The organism is Chromobacterium amazonense (genome assembly GCF_001855565.1).
Lineage (GTDB): Bacteria > Pseudomonadota > Gammaproteobacteria > Burkholderiales > Chromobacteriaceae > Chromobacterium > Chromobacterium amazonense.
This window is the reverse complement of record NZ_MKCR01000009.1, coordinates 49,995-67,058: the sequence shown is the minus strand read 5'-3', so window position 1 is coordinate 67,058 and position 17,064 is coordinate 49,995. Positions and strand designations below refer to the sequence as shown.

At 62.0% G+C, this 17,064-nt stretch carries 21 protein-coding genes; 16 read left to right on the top strand and 5 right to left on the bottom strand.

The genetic code is table 11. From position 1 onward, the window contains the following. Nucleotides 1-10 precede the first annotated feature (10 nt). The 3 genes from tsaB to BI343_RS06505 are packed head-to-tail and all read left to right on the top strand — an operon-like array spanning nt 11 to nt 1,970. A complete protein-coding gene (gene tsaB / locus BI343_RS06515) occupies nt 11-682 on the top strand; it encodes a tRNA (adenosine(37)-N6)-threonylcarbamoyltransferase complex dimerization subunit type 1 TsaB (RefSeq protein WP_043620933.1) in 672 nt (223 codons plus the stop codon). Next, nucleotides 679-1,122, top strand: a complete 444-nt coding sequence (gene rimI, locus BI343_RS06510) for a ribosomal protein S18-alanine N-acetyltransferase (RefSeq protein WP_071109116.1) — start codon at nt 679-681, stop codon at nt 1,120-1,122. The genes tsaB and rimI overlap by 4 nt, the downstream gene beginning before the upstream one ends. After that, complete coding sequence (locus BI343_RS06505) at nt 1,119-1,970, top strand: uracil-DNA glycosylase (protein ID WP_071109115.1); 852 nt, start codon at nt 1,119-1,121, stop codon at nt 1,968-1,970. The genes rimI and BI343_RS06505 overlap by 4 nt, the downstream gene beginning before the upstream one ends. A 155-nt stretch (nt 1,971-2,125) precedes the next feature. Here the strand turns inward: BI343_RS06505 and rpmG are convergent, their stop codons facing one another. Both rpmG and rpmB read right to left on the bottom strand, forming a co-directional pair. Continuing rightward, nucleotides 2,126-2,281 carry a 50S ribosomal protein L33 gene (gene rpmG / locus BI343_RS06500; protein WP_017506994.1) on the bottom strand — a complete coding sequence of 52 codons (156 nt, stop codon included), beginning with the start codon at nt 2,279-2,281 and terminating at the stop codon, nt 2,126-2,128. 34 nt (nt 2,282-2,315) lie between these two features. Then, nucleotides 2,316-2,549 (bottom strand): 50S ribosomal protein L28, encoded by a 234-nt coding sequence (gene rpmB / locus BI343_RS06495; RefSeq protein WP_011137003.1) that lies wholly within the window; start codon nt 2,547-2,549, stop codon nt 2,316-2,318. Between the two features lie 279 nt (nt 2,550-2,828). Here rpmB and BI343_RS06490 point away from each other — a divergent pair, with 279 nt between their 5' ends. From BI343_RS06490 to BI343_RS06470, 5 genes are all read left to right on the top strand, one after another. Beyond that, nucleotides 2,829-4,469, top strand: a complete 1,641-nt coding sequence (locus BI343_RS06490) for a CTP synthase (protein WP_071109114.1) — start codon at nt 2,829-2,831, stop codon at nt 4,467-4,469. A 5-nt stretch (nt 4,470-4,474) separates the two neighbouring features. Then, on the top strand, nt 4,475-5,323 hold the full coding sequence (gene kdsA / locus BI343_RS06485) for a 3-deoxy-8-phosphooctulonate synthase (protein WP_071109113.1): 849 nt from the start codon (nt 4,475-4,477) through the stop codon (nt 5,321-5,323). Nucleotides 5,324-5,403: 80 nt separating this feature from the next. Continuing rightward, nucleotides 5,404-6,687 carry a phosphopyruvate hydratase gene (gene eno, locus BI343_RS06480; RefSeq protein ID WP_043620958.1) on the top strand — a complete coding sequence of 428 codons (1,284 nt, stop codon included), beginning with the start codon at nt 5,404-5,406 and terminating at the stop codon, nt 6,685-6,687. A 4-nt stretch (nt 6,688-6,691) separates the two neighbouring features. Next, nucleotides 6,692-6,994: a cell division protein FtsB gene (gene ftsB / locus BI343_RS06475; RefSeq protein WP_043620961.1), complete on the top strand. Its 303-nt coding sequence runs from the start codon at nt 6,692-6,694 to the stop codon at nt 6,992-6,994. A 65-nt stretch (nt 6,995-7,059) separates the two neighbouring features. Beyond that, nucleotides 7,060-8,832: a GGDEF domain-containing protein gene (locus BI343_RS06470; RefSeq protein ID WP_043620963.1), complete on the top strand. Its 1,773-nt coding sequence runs from the start codon at nt 7,060-7,062 to the stop codon at nt 8,830-8,832. A 69-nt stretch (nt 8,833-8,901) separates the two neighbouring features. On the opposite strand, the gene BI343_RS06465 is transcribed toward BI343_RS06470, so the two are convergent. Both BI343_RS06465 and BI343_RS06460 read right to left on the bottom strand, forming a co-directional pair. Continuing rightward, nucleotides 8,902-9,204: an RnfH family protein gene (locus BI343_RS06465; RefSeq protein WP_071109112.1), complete on the bottom strand. Its 303-nt coding sequence runs from the start codon at nt 9,202-9,204 to the stop codon at nt 8,902-8,904. Continuing rightward, nucleotides 9,197-9,634, bottom strand: coding sequence for a type II toxin-antitoxin system RatA family toxin (locus BI343_RS06460; RefSeq protein ID WP_071109124.1), 438 nt, complete (start codon nt 9,632-9,634; stop codon nt 9,197-9,199). Before BI343_RS06460 ends, BI343_RS06465 begins: the two co-directional genes overlap by 8 nt. Nucleotides 9,635-9,814: 180 nt before the next feature. Between BI343_RS06460 and smpB the strand changes: the two genes are divergently transcribed. The 8 genes from smpB (at nt 9,815) to BI343_RS06420 (ending at nt 16,151) form a co-directional block, all read left to right on the top strand. After that, nucleotides 9,815-10,291: an SsrA-binding protein SmpB gene (gene smpB, locus BI343_RS06455; protein WP_255408078.1), complete on the top strand. Its 477-nt coding sequence runs from the start codon at nt 9,815-9,817 to the stop codon at nt 10,289-10,291. Then, nucleotides 10,288-10,638, top strand: a complete 351-nt coding sequence (locus tag BI343_RS06450; protein WP_071109111.1) for a hypothetical protein — start codon at nt 10,288-10,290, stop codon at nt 10,636-10,638. The genes smpB and BI343_RS06450 overlap by 4 nt, the downstream gene beginning before the upstream one ends. Nucleotides 10,639-10,727: 89 nt before the next feature. Next, on the top strand, nt 10,728-12,311 hold the full coding sequence (gene guaA / locus BI343_RS06445) for a glutamine-hydrolyzing GMP synthase (RefSeq protein WP_139165668.1): 1,584 nt from the start codon (nt 10,728-10,730) through the stop codon (nt 12,309-12,311). Between the two features lie 181 nt (nt 12,312-12,492). Next, entirely contained in the window at nt 12,493-13,425 is a 933-nt protein-coding gene (locus BI343_RS06440; protein ID WP_071109109.1) for an IS5 family transposase, read from the top strand. A 312-nt stretch (nt 13,426-13,737) separates the two neighbouring features. Further along, complete coding sequence (locus tag BI343_RS06435) at nt 13,738-15,042, top strand: MFS transporter (protein WP_139165667.1); 1,305 nt, start codon at nt 13,738-13,740, stop codon at nt 15,040-15,042. A gap of 127 nt (nt 15,043-15,169) precedes the next feature. Next, a complete protein-coding gene (locus BI343_RS06430; RefSeq protein ID WP_071109107.1) occupies nt 15,170-15,484 on the top strand; it encodes an ElaB/YgaM/YqjD family protein in 315 nt (104 codons plus the stop codon). A gap of 5 nt (nt 15,485-15,489) precedes the next feature. Then, on the top strand, nt 15,490-15,882 hold the full coding sequence (locus tag BI343_RS06425) for a phage holin family protein (RefSeq protein WP_071109106.1): 393 nt from the start codon (nt 15,490-15,492) through the stop codon (nt 15,880-15,882). Continuing rightward, nucleotides 15,879-16,151, top strand: coding sequence for a hypothetical protein (locus BI343_RS06420; RefSeq protein ID WP_043628705.1), 273 nt, complete (start codon nt 15,879-15,881; stop codon nt 16,149-16,151). The genes BI343_RS06425 and BI343_RS06420 overlap by 4 nt, the downstream gene beginning before the upstream one ends. 26 nt (nt 16,152-16,177) lie before the next feature. Here BI343_RS06420 and BI343_RS06415 read toward each other — a convergent pair whose 3' ends face one another. After that, nucleotides 16,178-17,059: a hypothetical protein gene (locus BI343_RS06415; RefSeq protein ID WP_139165666.1), complete on the bottom strand. Its 882-nt coding sequence runs from the start codon at nt 17,057-17,059 to the stop codon at nt 16,178-16,180. Nucleotides 17,060-17,064 lie beyond the last annotated feature (5 nt).

The window sequence follows — 17,064 nt, the reverse complement described above, 5'->3', positions numbered from 1 at the left end:
AGCAAGCCCGATGAAACTGTTAGCTCTAGACACCTCCACCACCTATCTGTCGCTGGCCTTGAGCCAGGACGACGACATGCTGATCTTCCACCAATGCGTGGAGCAAAAGCATGCCGAGCGCACGCTGCCGGAGGTCTCGAAATTGCTCGCCGCCGCAGGATGCTCGCTGTCCGAACTGGACGGCATCGTATTCGGCCAAGGCCCCGGCGCCTTCACCGGCCTGCGCATCGCATGCGGCATCGCCCAGGGCCTGGCCTACTCCGCCGACCTGCCGGTGATTGCCATTCCCACGCTGGACAACCTGGCTTACCAGGCTGGCGAGGGCCAGGTGCTGGTTTGCTTCGACGCCCGCATGCAACAGGTGTACAGCGCGCACTATCGAACCGGCCCGAACTGGGAAAGGCTAAGCCCCATCCGCGTGGCCTCTCCCGAGGATGTGCAGCCGCTGGATGGCACCACCCTGCTGGCCGGCGATGGCTTCGACAACTATCCGCAGTTGCTGGCCGATGCGCGCGCCCGGCTGCCGCATGCCGGCCCGGTGCGCCCCCACGCATCGGCCTACATCAAGCTGGCCGAGAGCGGCCGCTACCCGGCCACTCATCCGCGCGACGCCGAATTGCTCTATGTGCGCAACAAGGTGGCGCTAACCTCGGCGGAACAGCAACAGGCGCGCCAACGATGAGCCGCGTACGCCGCTTCACGCCGGACAATCCGCAGCTGCTGGCCGATCTGGAACAGCAGGCCACTCCGCATCCATGGCGGGTGGGGCTGTACCGCGACAGCTTGGAAGCCGGCTACCCGTGCTATGGCCTGTTCGACGAGCAGGACGCGCTGCAAGGCTTCGCCCTGATCATGCGCGTGCTGGACGAGGCGGAGATTCTCAATATCGTTGTCGCGCGCGAGCAGCAAGGCCAGGGCTTGGGCATCCAGCTTATGCAAGCCATGCTGCAGGATCTGCGCGACGACTGCTGCCGGCGGCTGTTCCTGGAAGTCAGGGAAAGCAATACCGTCGCGCGCAAACTCTACCAGCGCTGCGGCTTCCACCAATGCGGGCTGCGCAAGAACTACTATCCAGCCAACCCAGGCAGAGAACACGCCATCCTGATGGAAGCCACACTGTGAGCCGCGCCAGCCAGTTGCAACAAGAAATGGGCCTGGGTCCGGCCTGGCTGCCGCGTGACGGCTGGTTCGAGCGCCATCCCGCCCAAATGCAACGGCAAGAGATGCGCGCCGCGGCCGCCAATGCCGCGGAGGAAATCGCCTCGCCATCCGTCGCGGCGGCGGTCGCCGCCGTCAACGACAGTCCAAGCCTCGACGCCGCAGCTGTCGCCGGCCATGCGACGGAGCCGGCAGCACACCCCACTCCGCTACCAGACGCACCCATCGCCGAAACCCGCATCGAGCTGCCGCGATTGGAGTGGCCGCAACTGCAACGCGAAGTGGCCGATTGCCAGCGCTGCCGCCTGTGCGAAACCCGCACGCAAACGGTATTCGGCCGCGGCAATCCGCAAGCGCGCTGGATGCTGATCGGCGAGGCGCCGGGCGAAAACGAGGACAAACAAGGCCAGCCCTTCGTCGGCCGCGCCGGCCAGTTGCTGGATAATATGCTGGCCGCAGCCGGCCTGGACCGGGAACAGGATGTCTATATCGCCAACGTGCTGAAATGCCGCCCGCCTGGCAACCGCAATCCGGCGCCGGATGAGATCGCCGCTTGCAACGGCTATCTGTTGCAGCAAATCCATCACATCCAGCCGACGCTGATCGTGGCGCTGGGCCGCTTCGCCGCGCAAACCCTGTTGGAAACGGCGGACTCCATCGGCCGCCTGCGCGGCAAGACGCACCGCTATCAGGGCGTGCCGCTGGTAGTCAGCTACCACCCCGCCTACCTGCTGCGCAATCAACCGGACAAGGCCAAGGCCTGGCAAGACCTGCTGTTGGCGCGCAAGGTATTCCGCCAAGCCGCCAACTGAAACGCGCCGCGCCGATATCAATAGCCAAAACAAAAGGCCAGTCTATCGACTGGCCTTTTGCTGTGCAGCGCACCCATCAGCAAATGCATAGGTGAAAATAAAAAACCCTTCTCCGTGCACCAGAGAAGGGCTCTTCAAACAACCAGGAAGCAAGCTTATTTCAGCTTGGTTTCCTTGTACAGAACATGCTTGCGGGCAACGGGATCAAATTTCTTGATCTCCATTTTTTCCGGCATGGTGCGCTTGTTCTTGGTGGTGGTGTAGAAGTGGCCGGTACCAGCAGTGGATTCCAGCTTGATCTTATCGCGCATGATGTATACCTCTGTGCCTTATCTGGTTGACCGCTTAGATCTCGCCGCGAGCGCGCAGATCAGCCAGCACTACATCGATGCCCACCTTGTCGATGGTGCGCAGTGCGGCGTTGGATACGCGCAGACGTACCCAGCGGTTTTCGCTCTCTACCCAGAACTTGCGATATTGCAGGTTCGGCAGGAAACGACGTTTAGTCTTGTTGTTGGCGTGGGAAACGTTGTTCCCGGTCATCGGACGCTTGCCGGTGACTTTGCAAACTCGCGCCATGGTTAAACTCCCAAAACCGGTAAAAGCTGGCTTTATAACATAGAAAAAGCCAGTAATTCAAGCGGAACGCGCACCCGACGCAGGACGGGCGCGCTCTCGTAATGAAACAGTCGGCGGGCATTGTAACGGATTCGCCACAACTGCGCGAGCTTTATTGTCGGACGTCTATAGTGAGTGTTGCATTCTTCGCCGAGCCCTTGCTGCAACTCGATGCAGCAAGTGATTCAACTTCGCACGATTTCAGGGTAAAATCCCGGATTCCCACAGAGCCGTAATCTCATGACCAAGTACATCTTCGTAACCGGTGGCGTGGTGTCCTCCCTGGGTAAGGGCATTGCCGCTGCGTCCATCGCCGCCATCCTCGAATCCCGCGGGCTGAAAGTCACCATGCTGAAGCTCGATCCGTATATCAATGTCGATCCGGGCACCATGAGCCCCTTCCAGCACGGCGAGGTGTTCGTCACCGAAGACGGCGCGGAAACCGACCTTGACCTCGGCCACTACGAGCGCTTCATCCACGCCAAGATGAAGAAGAGCAACAACTTCACCACCGGCCAAGTGTACGAATCGGTCATCACCAAGGAACGCCGCGGCGACTACCTGGGCGGCACCGTGCAAGTCATCCCGCACATCACCGACGAAATCAAGCTGAAGATGGGCGAAGGCGCGGCTGATGCCGACGTCGCCATTGTCGAGATCGGCGGCACCGTCGGCGACATCGAATCGCTGCCCTTCCTGGAAGCCATCCGCCAGATGCGCTCCAACCACGGCCGCAAGAACACCCTGTACGTGCACCTGTCCTACGTGCCCTACATCGCCACCGCCGGCGAAATCAAGACCAAGCCGACCCAGCACTCGGTGAAGGAGCTGCGCGAAATCGGCATCCAGCCTGACATCCTGCTGTGCCGCATGGACCGCGAGCTGCCGGAAGACGAAAAGCGCAAGATCGCCCTGTTCTGCAATGTGGAAGAGAACGCGGTGATCGGCTGTTACGACTCCGATTCCATCTACAAGGTGCCGGGCATGCTGCACGCTCAAGGCATCGACGACATCATCGCCGAACAGCTGCAACTGGACCTGCCCAAGGCCGACCTGTCGGTCTGGGAAGGCATCATCGACGCCATCCAGCATCCGGACCACAGCATCAATATCGCCATGGTGGGCAAGTACGTCGATCTGACCGAATCGTACAAATCGCTGACCGAGGCGCTGAAGCACGCCGGCATCCATACCCGCACCAACGTCAACATCATCTACGTTGATTCGGAAGAAATCGACCGCGACGGCGCGGAATCGCTGAAGGACATGGACGCCATCCTGGTGCCGGGCGGCTTTGGCAAGCGCGGCGTGGAAGGCAAGATCAAGGCGGTGAAGTTCGCCCGCGAGAACAACATCCCCTACCTGGGCATCTGCCTGGGCATGCAGATCGCGTTGATCGAATACGCGCGCGACGTGGCGGGCATGGCCGGCGCCAACTCCACCGAGTTCGACCTCGACACCAACTTCCCGGTGGTGGCCCTGATCGACGAGTGGGTCAACCACGACGGCAAGATCGAGAAGCGCGACGAAAACTCGAATATGGGCGGCACCATGCGCCTGGGCGGCCAGCAGTGCGATCTGGCGCCGGGCTCCCTGGCCGCGCGCGTCTACGGCAACAGCGAGATCGTCGAACGCCATCGCCACCGCTATGAAGTCAACAACTACTACATCCAGCGCCTGGAGCAAGCCGGCCTGACCATCAGCGGCCGCTCGTCCGGCCATGAAAAGCTGGTGGAAACCATCGAGCTGGCCAACCATCGCTGGTTCTTCGCCTGCCAGTTCCATCCGGAGTTCACTTCCACCCCGCGCGACGGCCATCCGCTGTTCATCGCCTACGTGAAGGCCGCCCTGGCTTACCAGGCGGACAAGCAGGGCAACTGAAGCCGATGAAGCTGTGTGGATTCGAAGTCGGCCTTGACCGGCCGCTATTCCTGATCGCCGGCCCCAGCGTGGTGGAAAGCGCCCAGATGGCGCTGGACACCGCCGGCCGGCTGAAGGAGATCGCCGACGCGCTGGACATCCCGTTCATCTACAAGTCGAGCTACGACAAGGCCAACCGCCCCGCGCTCGGCGTGTTCCGCGGCTTTGGCATCGACCAGGGCCTGCGCATCCTGGAGGGTGTGCGCCGCCAGATCGGCGTGCCCATCCTCACCGATGTGCACACCGAGAACGAAGTGGTGCAGGTAGCCAGCGTAGTGGACGTGGTGCAGACGCCGGCCTTCCTGGCGCATCAGGCCGACTTCATCCGCGCGGTGGCGCAGTGCGGCAAACCGGTCAACATCAAGAAGGGGCCGTTCATGGCGCCCGGCGAGATGCAGCAGGTGATTCAGCGCGCGCGCGAGGCGGCCCGCGAAGCCAGCCTGCCGGAAGATGTCTTCCTGGCCTGCGAGCGCGGCACCTCCTTCGGTTACAATGATCTGATCGCCGACATGCGCTCGCTGGCCGTGATGCGGGAAACCGCGTGCCCGGTAGTGTTCGATGTCAGCCATTCGGCGCAATTGCCCGGCCTGCAGGCCGGCGACGCGAATCCCCGCCGCTTCATGCCGGTGCTGGCGCGCGCCGCCGTATCGGCAGGCGTCGCCGGCATCTATCTGGAGACCCACCCCGATCCCGATCGGGCGCTGTGCGACGGCCATATCGCCTGGCCGCTGCACCGCATCAAGGAATTGCTGACCACGCTCAAGGCGCTGGATGGCTTGGTCAAGCAAAATCCCTGGCTGGAGCACTCGCTGTAATAGACAGCCGGTAGAGTCCGTCCGGCAAGCCGGGCGGACCGCCTCTGCAAGTTCAACTGAAAGCTATGAAGGGAAAGACAATGAGTTCGATCGTTGACGTAGTAGCTCGTGAGATTCTGGATTCGCGCGGCAATCCGACCGTAGAAGCCGACGTCCTGCTGGAATCCGGCGTAATGGGCCGCGCCGCCGTGCCGTCCGGCGCCTCCACCGGCACCCGCGAAGCCTTGGAATTGCGTGATGGCGACAAGAGCCGCTACCTGGGCAAAGGCGTGCTGAAAGCCGTAGACAATATCAATACCGAAATCTGCGAAGCCATCATCGGCCTGGACGCCGCCGACCAAGTCTTCATCGACAAGACCCTGATCGAACTCGACGGCACCGAAACCAAGTCCCGCCTGGGCGCCAACGCCATGCTGGCCGTTTCCATGGCCGTGGCCCGCGCCGCCGCCGAAGACGCCGGCCTGCCGCTGTACCGCTACCTGGGCGGCGCCGGCCCGATGGCCCTGCCGGTGCCGATGATGAACGTCATCAACGGCGGCGAACACGCCAACAACACCCTGGATATCCAGGAATTCATGATCATTCCGGTTGGCGCGCAAACCTTCCGCGAAGCGCTGCGCATGGGCGCCGAGATCTTCCACAACCTGAAGAAGATCTGTGACAAGAAGGGCTACGCCACAACGGTTGGCGACGAAGGCGGCTTCGCGCCGAACCTGGAAAGCCATGAAGACGCGATCAAGCTGATTCTGGAAGCCGTGGACGCCGCCGGCTACGTGGCCGGCCAGGACGTGATGATCGCGCTGGACTGCGCCGCTTCGGAATTCTTCCGCGACGGCAAGTACCACCTGACCGCCGAAAAACTGTCCCTGAGCTCGGAAGAGTTCGCCGACTACCTGGAAAATCTGGTCAACAAGTACCCGATCATCTCCATCGAAGACGGCATGGCCGAACAAGACTGGGCTGGCTGGAGCTTGCTGACCGACCGCCTGGGCCAGAAAGTGCAGATCGTGGGCGACGACGTCTTCGTCACCAACCCGAAAATCCTGGCCGAAGGCATCGCCAAGGGCGTCGCCAACTCGCTGTTGGTTAAGGTAAATCAGATCGGCACGCTGTCCGAGACTCTGAAAGCAGTTGATCTGGCCAAGCGTTCCCGCTATACCTGCGTTATGAGTCACCGCTCGGGCGAGACCGAGGACAGCACCATCGCCGATCTGGCTGTCGCCACCAACTGCATGCAGATCAAGACTGGCTCCTTGTCCCGCTCCGACCGCATGGCCAAGTACAACCAACTGCTGCGCATCGAAGAAGAGCTGGGCGACGCCGCCTACTACCCGGGCCGCGCGGCCTTCTACCACCTGAAGTAATTGCATGCGCTGGCTGACCGCGACCCTGGTGTCCGTAATCCTTGCCTTGCAATGGCCGCTCTGGTTCGGCAAGGGCAGCTGGTTCAGGGTCTGGCAGCTGGACAAGCAGCTGCAGGAACAGCGGGCAATCACCCAAAAGCTGATTGCCCGCAACGCTGCTTTGGACGCGGAAGTGCGCGACCTGAAGCAAGGCAGCGATGCCATAGAGGAAAGAGCTCGTAACGAACTTGGCATGATTCGCGATGGTGAGGTATTTTTCCAATTGCTGGACTCCAGCAAGCGGCCTCCGCCGCGGGTCACCCGATAACGGACCCCCATTCGCTGAACAATCCCATGATGGCTGGCCGCCTTAAAAGCACCAAGGTTTGGGCAATGACGACACAGAACCCTATCGAAGTGGCACGCGAAACCCTGAAGCAGCTGTCATTGCGAAAACTGCTTCCGACACCAGAAAACTTCGAGCGGGTCTACCACGAGTTGACGCAAACTCCCATGGTGCGCGACAACAAGCTGGCCATATTGCTATTGCGCGCCCTGGAGACCCTGCCGCAAGACAACGTCCAGGCCAAGGTGACGCTCAATCGCCTGAAACAGGTTTGCGACGAAAACCGATGGGAGCAGGCGCCTCAGTTGGTCATCGACTTTCTGCGCAGCAGCTTCGCCAGCCAGCAGTTGACGCAGAGCTGGGGCCTGCTGATCCAGAATCTCATCAAAAGCTGGGAAATCCGCCAGCCCGACCTTCCCCAGCATCACAAGCAAAGTACGCTAGAACGCGTGCTGATCAATTACGGCAACCAGCCTGAAGAGCTGAACCAAAAACTGGTTGGGCTGCTGCAGAACTGGAACGCCGCGCCCTCCGTGCGCGAAACCCTGCCCGAGATCGAAACCGTCAACGGCGAAAGCTCGGCGGACACCCTCACCAGCCCGGATAGTTGGCAAGCCTGGCAAAGAACGCTGGCCTTCGCCTTGAAGCACGGCCTGGAGCCGCGCCTGGCCAGCTATCCGGACCTGGTGGACAATCTAGAGGCTTTGCTGAAGGAACTGGATGGCATCGTCGACGATGCCAACCTGAACGCCTTCATGCCCAAGCTGCGCGCCTTCATGATCAAACTGGAGCTGCAGTCGCAACAGGAAGGGCGGCTCGCCACCGGCTTGGCCAATCTGCTCAAGCTGATGCTGGACAATATCGCGGAGCTCAACCGCTCGGACGACTACCTGCTGGGGCAGGTTGGCTCCTTGCAGGAAATGCTGAGCCAGGAACCGCTGTCCATGCAGCAGATTTACCAGCTGGAAAGCAGCCTGAAGGAAGTCATCCGCAAGCAGGGCATGCTGAAAAGCTCGCTGGACGAAGCCGCCAGCTCCCTGCGCGCCCTGCTGGATCGCTTCGTCAGCCGGCTGGCGGCCATGACCGACAGCACCGACGAATTCCATACCAAGATCCAGAATCACAGCGAAAAGCTGAAACACACCAGCAATGTCGACGACTTGGGCGGCATCATCAGCGCGCTGATGGAAGACACCTCCATCATGCAGCTGGACCTGACCCGCTCGCGCGACGAACTGGTTTCGGCCAAAGAGCAGGTGGAAGCGGCGGAACACCGCATCCACGAACTGGAAGCCGCGCTGGAAGCCGCCAGCGCCAAGGTCAAGGAAGACCAGCTGACCGGCGCTTACAACCGCCGCGGCCTGGCTGAATATTTCCAGCGCGAGATCAGCCGCGCCGAGCGCACCGCCGCGCCGCTATCCGTGGCGCTGATCGACGTCGACAACTTCAAGCAGCTGAATGACCGTTACGGCCACCTGGCCGGCGACGACGCGCTGAAGTACCTGGTGGACACCATCAAGCACAGCCTGCGGCCGGCCGACATCGTGGCGCGCTTCGGCGGAGAGGAATTCGTCATCCTGATGCCGGACACGCCGGAAACCGAAGCCATTCAAACCGTGCAAAGGCTGCAGCGCGAGCTGACCAAGACCTTCTTCCTGGCCAACAACGACAAGCTGCTGATCACCTTCAGCGCCGGCATCGCGCGCTGGCACCTGGGCGAGCAGGAGGCCGACGTGCTGGAGCGCGCCGACCACGCGATGTACCAGGCCAAGATCAACGGCAAGAACCGCGTCTGCTCCGCGGAGAACGAGATAGCCTGAGGCTGAGACTAGACAACAAAAAGGGATGGCTTTTGCCATCCCTTTTTTTCATGAACCCCGCCAACGGCTTCAGCCGCCCTTCTTCATCCGCTTGCCGGCCTCGGCGCGCTGACGGCGCACCTCTTTCGGGTCAGCCAGCAAGGGGCGATATATTTCCACGCGGTCTCCGTCGCGCAGCGGCGCCTCCGCTTTGACAGCCTTGCCGAAAACACCGAGCTTCAACGCCGCCTCATTCAGCTCCGGGCACTGCGCCAAAATGCCGGACGCGCGCACGGCATCCAAGGCATGGGAGCCTGCCGGCAGCGTCACCGCCGCCAGCCATTGCCGGTCAGGCCTGGCGTACGCCACTTCCACCCGCAGCCGTTCAGTCATCGCCATACTTCCTGTCCGCTTCTTGAATGAAAGCATCCACCAGCGTGCTGGAAATGTGGCCAAACACCGGCCCGATCAGCTTCTCCAGAATGCGGCTGGAAAACTGGTAGCGCAGGCTGAATTCTATCTTGCAGCCGTAATCGCCCAGCGGCTTGAACTGCCACACGCCCTCCAGCGACTCAAACGGGCCGTCCACCAGCTCCATGCGGATCGATTCGTTCTCCACATTGCGATTGCGGGTGGTGAAGTGCTGACGCACCTTCAGGTAGTCGATATGCAGGCTGGCCAATACCTGCCCGCCATCGCGCGACAACACTTCGGCCTTGCTGCACCAGGGCAGGAAACGGCTATAGTGATCGACATCCTCCACCAGCGCGTACATCTGCGCAGGCGTGTGCGCCACTAGGACGCTTTTTTCGACATGCTGCATCGGCAAAAAACCCGGCGCGGCCGGGGTCTCGGATCTGACAATCAAGCCACAATTCTAGCAAAAACCGCCCCGCTCCGCCCTTACCGCGCCAAGCGCGCGCTATCCGGAGCATGTGCTTTCACGTCAAACCACTGAATTTGTACGACTTTGGTTGCGTGGCGGCTTCTGCTACAATGGCGGATTCAAAGGAACCCGCCACACATGAGCATCATCCAGAACCGCAAGGCTTTCCACGACTACTTCATCGAGGAAAAACTCGAGGCCGGGCTTGTGCTGGAAGGGTGGGAGGTCAAGGCCATCCGCGCCGGCCGCGTTCAGCTCAAGGAAAGCTACGTGGACTGGAAAAACGGCGCTTTCTGGCTGATCGGCTGCCACATCACCCCGCTGCAATCCGCCTCCACCCACGTCAAACCGGACCCGGTGCGCCCGCGCAAGCTGTTGATGTCGCAGGCTGAAATCAACCGCTTCATCGGCAAGGTGGAACGCGCCGGCTACACCATGATGGCGCTCGACCTGCACTACAGCAAAGGCAACGTCAAGGCCGAAGTCGGCCTGGCCAAGGGCAAGAAGCTGCACGACAAGCGCGATACCGAAAAAGACCGCGAATGGCAGCGCGAGAAACAGCGCGTGATGAAGAACCAGCGAGGCGCGGCATGAAGCGCAGCGCCGCCTTGCCCATCATGCTGATCTGCCTGGGCTGCGTCTGGCTGTTGAAGAGCACAGCCCTGCTGCCCAACACCACCACCCTGCTCGCCCTGCTGCTGTTTGCCGCCGGCGTGCTGCTGTTGGCGCTGGATGGATTCAACAAATCCACCCTTGTCAGCAGCCCGCTGCTGGCTTATGCCGGCGGCGCCATCTACGCGATAGACCAGCTTGGCCTGCGCACCAGCCATTTCGTGGCGCTGGGCATGGTGCTGGCCGGCGTGCTGATGCTGATCGCGCGCAGCGACCGCGTGCCCGAACGACGCGAACCGCCGCGCCGCTTGCCGCGGGAACCCGATTGAGCGGAACCCGGCGTCTGACGCCCTGAAACCGCAGAATTATTTACAGCATTGACGATAATGGCCTTAACGGTCTGCTTTACATTTCAAGGATAGGCATGGACAAGATCCTCATTCTCGACTTCGGCTCCCAGGTCACCCAGCTGATCGCACGCCGCGTACGCGAAGCTCACGTCTACTGTGAGCTTCATTCTTTCGACATGCCCATCGAAGAGATCCAGGCTTTCGCGCCCAAGGCCATCATCCTGTCCGGCGGCCCCAACTCGGTGTACGAGTCCGACTACCAGGCCGATCCCAAGCTGTTCGAGCTGGGCGTGCCGGTGCTGGGCATTTGCTACGGCATGCAGTTCATGGCCCAGACCCTGGGCGGCAAAGTGGAAAGCGGCGACAAGCGCGAGTTCGGCTACGCCCAGATCAAGGCACGCCACCATTCCAAGCTGCTGGAAGGCCTGCAAGACCAGATCGATGACGCCGGCAATGGCTTCCTCGACGTCTGGATGAGCCACGGCGACAAGGTAACCCAGCTGCCGGCCGGCTTCCAGGTGATCGCCGAAACGCCGTCCTGCCCTTACGCGGCTATGGCGGACGAGGCCCGCTGTTTCTACGGCGTGCAGTTCCACCCTGAAGTGACCCACACCAAGCGCGGCACCGAGATGATCCACCGCTTCGTGCTGCACATCGCCGGCTGCAAGCCCAGCTGGACCATGCCGAACTACATCGACGAAGCGGTGAAAAAGATCCGCGAGCAAGTCGGCGACGAGGAAGTCATCCTCGGCCTGTCCGGCGGCGTGGATTCCTCCGTGGCTGCCGCGCTGATCCACCGCGCCATCGGCAACCAGCTGACCTGCGTTTTCGTCGACCACGGCCTGCTGCGCCTGAACGAAGGCAAGATGGTGATGGAAATGTTCGCGCAGAACCTGGGCGTCAAGGTGGTGCACGTGCAAGCCGAAGCCGACTTCATGGCCAAGCTGGCCGGCGAAACCGACCCGGAGAAGAAGCGCAAGATCATCGGCGCGGAATTCATCGAAGTGTTCGACCGCGAATCCGGCAAGCTGACCAACGCCAAGTGGCTGGCCCAGGGCACCATCTACCCGGACGTGATCGAATCGGCCGGCGCCAAGACCAAGAAGGCGCACACCATCAAGAGCCACCACAATGTGGGTGGCCTGCCGGAAGACATGAACCTGAAGCTCTTGGAGCCGCTGCGCGAGCTGTTCAAGGACGAAGTTCGCCAGTTGGGCGTGGCGCTCGGCCTGCCGCACGACATGGTCTACCGCCACCCCTTCCCGGGTCCGGGCCTGGGCGTGCGCATCCTCGGCGAAGTAAAGAAGGAATACGCCGACCTGCTGCGTCAGGCCGACGCCATCTTCATCGAAGAGCTGCGCAACACCGTGGACGAGAAGACCGGCAAGAACTGGTACGAGCTGACCAGCCAAGCCTTCGCCGTGTTCCTGCCGGTGAAGTCCGTCGGCGTGATGGGCGACGGCCGCACTTACGACTACGTCGTCGCATTGCGCGCCGTGGTGACCAGCGACTTCATGACCGCGCACTGGGCCGAGCTGCCGTACAGCCTGCTGGGCCGCGCCTCCAACCGCATCATCAACGAGGTCAAGGGCATCAACCGCGTGGTTTACGACGTCAGCGGCAAGCCGCCGGCGACGATTGAGTGGGAGTGATTCCGCGTCTGGCAATAGCTGGCACGGACTAGCAGCAACCACCCCTGAAACCCGCATTCGTGCGGGTTTTTTCACGTCTGCGTCTGGCAACGACTGGCAAGAATTGGCAATGCCAAGCACTTACTTTCCGTGGGCGCTGTTGCACAAACCCTCCCCCACCGCAGCTTGGTAAGATAGTGGCATGACCAAGCCCCCTCTGAAACGCTACCGAACCACCAACTGGAAAGCCTACAACCAAGCCCTGATCCAGCGCGGCTCTCTGTCCGTCTGGCTGGATACGAGCATGTCATGGCAGGCGACTCCGCAGGGCAAGCGCGGACGGACGCAGACCTATAGCGATGCCGCCATTCAATTCTGCCTGACCATCAAAAACCTGTTTGGACTGGCGTTGCGGCAGACCATCGGTTTCATGCAAAGCCTGATCCAGTTGGCGGGCCTGGACTGGAGCGTCCCAGATTACAGCACGCTATCCAGGCGGCAGCAGACGCTGCAGGTCAAAATTCCCTACCAGAAAAGTGCTGGCGCGCTGCATCTGCTGGTGGATAGCACAGGCATCAAGATGCTTGGCGAAGGTGAGTGGAAAACCAAGAAGCATGGCGCGGAATATCGCCGGCAATGGCGCAAGGTGCATCTGGGCATCGATGCGGAAACCCTGCAAATCCGCGCCATCGAGGTAACCGACAACCGCCAGAGCGATGCGCAAATGCGACCTTCGCTATTGACGCAAATCCCGGCTGATGAGCCGATAGGCTGCGTGAGCGGCGATGGGGCTTTTGATACCAAGGCGTGCCATGAGGCGATTGCCGCGCGGGGCGCGATCGGGTGCATTCCGAGCCGCAAGAATGCGAGACCGTGGAAAGGAAGTGTGCTGGGAGTGCTGGCGCGGAATGAGATTCTGCGGACCACCAAGCGACTAGGCCGGGCGATCTGGAAGCGTTGGAGCGGCTACCATCGCCGCAGCTTGGTGGAAACCAAGATGTATTGCTTTAAACGGCTAGGCGAGAGGGTGATGGCCCGGCGTTTCGATGGTCAAGTGGCAGAGCTGCAGGTACGTGCTGCCATCTTGAACCGCTTCAGCATGTTGGGCCGGCCGTGCACGGTGCCGGTGGCGTAAATCCGTTTGGGGAAAGGGGAAACTCGTCCTGTTCAGGATTTGTGCAACAGCGCCGTTTGCGGAGGCAAGTCCGGGCGGCCTTGAGCTCAAGCGCCACGCCATTGTTCTGCTCTACAGCTCTTTTAAACATTTAATTTGCATTAAAAAATCGTATCAAGGCAGCCTTACCTACCTCAAATGCCGCCAACCGCGTTACACTGGCGGCCTTGCGGGGCCGCCAGCGGCTCCAGGGAGCCTGCTCGAACGCGCCGCGCGGGCTTCATTCATGATTACAGCGGGCTGACCCACAGCCCCGGCACCTCGTGATTGACCATGACCACAAACCAATCCACACCGCTCACTCGCACCGACTACAAGACCCTGGGTCTGGCCGCGCTGGGCGGCGCGCTGGAAATCTACGATTTCATCATCTTCGCCTTCTTCGCCACCACGCTGAGCAAGCTGTTCTTCCCGCCGGACATGCCGGAATGGCTGCGCCTGCTGCAAACCTTCGGCATCTTCGCCACCGGCTACCTGGCGCGGCCGCTGGGCGGCATCCTGATGGCGCACTTCGCCGACGTGCTGGGCCGCAAGCAGGTGTTCAGCCTGACCATCCTGCTGATGGCCGGCCCCTGTCTGCTCATCGGCCTGATGCCCACCTACGCCGACATCGGCATCCTCGCTCCGCTGATCCTGTTGTCGCTGCGCATTCTGCAGGGCGCGGCAGTAGGCGGCGAGGTGCCCAGCGCCTGGTCCTTCGTCGCCGAGCACGCGCCGCTGCGCCATCGCGGCTACGCGCTGGGCGTATTGCAGGCCGGGCTGACCTTCGGCTACCTGCTGGGCGCGCTGACCGCAACCTTTCTGGCCCGCGTGTTCACGCCGCAGGAAATGCTGGATTACGGCTGGCGCATTCCCTTTTTGCTGGGCGGGCCGTTTGGGCTGATCGGCGTCTGGCTGCGCCGCTGGCTGAGCGAGACGCCGGTGTTCCTGGCCATGCGCGAGCGCCAGGCCGAGCGCGCCGCCTATCCGCTGCTGGATGTGTTGCGCCGCCACAAAGCCACCCTGCTGCCGGCCGCCGCCCTGACCTGCGTGCTAACCTCGGCGGTGGTGGTGCTGGTGGTGGTGACGCCCACGCTGTTGCAGCAACGCTTCGGCATGCATGCCGACCACGCCTTTGCCCTGAGCAGCGTGGGCATCGTGTTCCTCAATATCGGCTGCGTGATTGCCGGCCGGGTGTGCGACCGCATCGGCCAGCGCCGCAGCCTGATCCTGTACAGCGCGCTGCTGCCGGTGGGCGTGGCCGTCCTGTACGGCAGCCTGATCGGCGGCTGGACCTGGCCAAGCCTGGCCTACGCCTTTGCCGGATTGTGCTGCGGGATTGTCGGCGTGGTGCCGTCTATCATGGTGGGCATGTACCCGGCCGATGTGCGCGTTTCCGGCATTTCATTCACCTACAACATCGCCTACTCGATCTGGGCCAGCGTGACGCCGCTGCTGCTGATCGCCGCCATGCCGTGGAATCACTGGATTTGCGTGCTGTATTGCGCTGCGGTGGCGCTGGTGGGAATTTTCTGCGCCCGCAGCGCGCGCCCGGCGCGGGAACCTTTGCTGGACGAGGCGCTCTACCAACGCGGATGAAGCGTTTGACCACATGGTTTGACGCGGCCGCGTCAGGCTGTTAGCGTGGGTTGGCGCAGGCTATGCTTTGCGCCATGCCATGTCTGCGTTTCGAGTCGGTTCCGTTCACCACTGTCAGGAGGTTGCCATGTCCAATGCCACCATCGCCAAGGAAAAAGAACAGCTGCTGGATGACGTACGCCAAGTTTTGGCCAGCACCGAAGAACTGATTGACGCAACCGTCGACGACGGCAGCGCGCACAGCAAAGAGCTGCGCAAGCGTCTGGCCGAGAAGCTCGGCACCGCCAAAATCAAGCTGCGCGACGCCGAACAGGTCGTCATAGGCAAGGCCAAGGAAGCAGCCAAGGTCACCGACGATTACGTGCATGAAAACCCGTGGAAGTCCATCGGCATCGCAGCCGGCGTCGCCTTCCTGCTGGGCATGCTGGTATCCCGCCGCTGATCGATATGTCCGACCCGTCCCGCCAACCCCGCCCCGGCACCCTGCGCTCCTTCATCAATGGCGTCGTGTCTTTGTTGCTGACGCGCGCCGAACTGCTGTCCCTTGAAGCGCAGGAGCTGAAGGATGACGTCGTCGGCAACCTGCTGCAAGGCATGCTGGGACTGGTGCTACTGGGATGCGGGCTGATCGCCGCCGTGCTGGCCTTGTGGGCCTTGACGCCGGCGCCGTGGCGGCTGGCCGTCATGGCCGGCTTGGCGCTACTGTTCTGCGGCGCCAGCGCGATGCTGTTGCTGGGATTGCGGCGCAAGATGCGGCATCAAGCGCCCCCGTTCGCCACCACGCTGCAAGAAATGCGCAAGGATTGGGCCGCATTGGGGCCAGGCGGAGACAAGCCATGACGCCGCAGGATCGCGCCTTGAAGAAACAGCTGCTGGTGATGAAGGGAGAGGCCTTGCGCGTCAAGCTGCGGCTGGAGCAGCAAAAGCTGACAGGGCCGCTGCAATGGGCTTGCGATGGCCTTTCATTCTGGCGCGCGCCCGGCGGCTTAAGCTCGGTCTTTGACCTCTTGGGCAAGCTGATGCCAAGCGACAAGCTGGGCCGTTGGCTGAAAAGCGGCGCGGCTTTACTGGCAGCTTGGCGGCTGCTGCGCCGCGCCTTGCGGCACTGATCGCATACGCAGCCTGCTCCTCGCCCTCACGCGACAGTCGAAGACGCATCCGCTGGCGCGCTCACGTTCACATCCATTTGACCGCTGAGCGCCGCCAGCGCCTCCGGCCCGCCTTTGAGTATGGTGTCCACATCCTGCAGCGCTTTGCCCGCCTGTTCCTGATCCTCTTTCATCTTCCGGTCTTCTTGCGCCTGCAACTGCAAGGCCATTTGCTTGATGAAGGCCTGGACCATCTTCAGTGTGAGCAGCATCTCCTGAATGTCCTGATCTGCGGCTACCGGGTTGCCATGAGCCAGCATATTGCGCAGTGCCGCTTGCGGATCAGCGGCATTGGCTGCGGCTTGGTCGGCCGCGCCCTGCGGGGCAGCCGCGTCGGACGATCCTGCCGGCGCATCGGCCTGGCTAGCCGGCTCTTGCGTTGCGTTGCCGCTTGCCGGTTCGGCGGAGGAAGCCGGCGATGCGTCGGCGGACGCACTGGCCGATGCGACAGCGGCCGTCTCGGCGCTGCTGGCGGCTTGCGCGTCATCCCCCGCATGATCCTGCCCTGGCGAGGCGTCTTGAGCGGATGCGGCTGCCGAATCGGCTGAGGGCTGATCCGCCGCGCCGCCTAAACTGACTGCCATCTGCTGATCCGCGGCATTCTGGGTCATGCTGGCGACCAAGCTCTTCAGCTCGCGCGCCAACTGGGCCAACTGGCTGGCCAACGCCCGCAAACCGGCTTTGTCGCGGGTCATCATCATCATCTGGCGCAAAGCATCCACTCTTTGCTTCAGCAGCTGTTTATCCATCTGGTCCGCCGCGGCGCTTTGCCGCTTGACCGGGCGGCTCAGATCGACCCGGAGTTTTTGCATGTAATCCTGCCAGCCCTGATTCAGCGACTTCTGCAAATCGCTGCGGATGCTGGACATGAGCG

Excerpts from the sequence above, each read along its gene's own strand:
- BI343_RS06470 (WP_043620963.1), top strand. The coding sequence starts at position 7,060 with ATGACGACACAGAACCCTATCGAAGTGGCACGCGAAACCCTGAAGCAG.
- BI343_RS06465 (WP_071109112.1), bottom strand. The coding sequence starts at position 9,204 with ATGACTGAACGGCTGCGGGTGGAAGTGGCGTACGCCAGGCCTGACCGG.
- rimI (WP_071109116.1), top strand. The coding sequence starts at position 679 with ATGAGCCGCGTACGCCGCTTCACGCCGGACAATCCGCAGCTGCTGGCC.
- eno (WP_043620958.1), top strand. The coding sequence starts at position 5,404 with ATGAGTTCGATCGTTGACGTAGTAGCTCGTGAGATTCTGGATTCGCGC.
- BI343_RS06420 (WP_043628705.1), top strand. The coding sequence starts at position 15,879 with ATGACGCCGCAGGATCGCGCCTTGAAGAAACAGCTGCTGGTGATGAAG.
- tsaB (WP_043620933.1), top strand. The coding sequence starts at position 11 with ATGAAACTGTTAGCTCTAGACACCTCCACCACCTATCTGTCGCTGGCC.
- BI343_RS06460 (WP_071109124.1), bottom strand. The coding sequence starts at position 9,634 with ATGCAGCATGTCGAAAAAAGCGTCCTAGTGGCGCACACGCCTGCGCAG.
- BI343_RS06435 (WP_139165667.1), top strand. The coding sequence starts at position 13,738 with ATGACCACAAACCAATCCACACCGCTCACTCGCACCGACTACAAGACC.
- ftsB (WP_043620961.1), top strand. The coding sequence starts at position 6,692 with ATGCGCTGGCTGACCGCGACCCTGGTGTCCGTAATCCTTGCCTTGCAA.
- kdsA (WP_071109113.1), top strand. The coding sequence starts at position 4,475 with ATGAAGCTGTGTGGATTCGAAGTCGGCCTTGACCGGCCGCTATTCCTG.
- rpmB (WP_011137003.1), bottom strand. The coding sequence starts at position 2,549 with ATGGCGCGAGTTTGCAAAGTCACCGGCAAGCGTCCGATGACCGGGAAC.
- BI343_RS06415 (WP_139165666.1), bottom strand. The coding sequence starts at position 17,059 with ATGTCCAGCATCCGCAGCGATTTGCAGAAGTCGCTGAATCAGGGCTGG.
- BI343_RS06450 (WP_071109111.1), top strand. The coding sequence starts at position 10,288 with ATGAAGCGCAGCGCCGCCTTGCCCATCATGCTGATCTGCCTGGGCTGC.
- BI343_RS06440 (WP_071109109.1), top strand. The coding sequence starts at position 12,493 with ATGACCAAGCCCCCTCTGAAACGCTACCGAACCACCAACTGGAAAGCC.
- BI343_RS06425 (WP_071109106.1), top strand. The coding sequence starts at position 15,490 with ATGTCCGACCCGTCCCGCCAACCCCGCCCCGGCACCCTGCGCTCCTTC.
- rpmG (WP_017506994.1), bottom strand. The coding sequence starts at position 2,281 with ATGCGCGATAAGATCAAGCTGGAATCCACTGCTGGTACCGGCCACTTC.
- BI343_RS06430 (WP_071109107.1), top strand. The coding sequence starts at position 15,170 with ATGTCCAATGCCACCATCGCCAAGGAAAAAGAACAGCTGCTGGATGAC.
- BI343_RS06490 (WP_071109114.1), top strand. The coding sequence starts at position 2,829 with ATGACCAAGTACATCTTCGTAACCGGTGGCGTGGTGTCCTCCCTGGGT.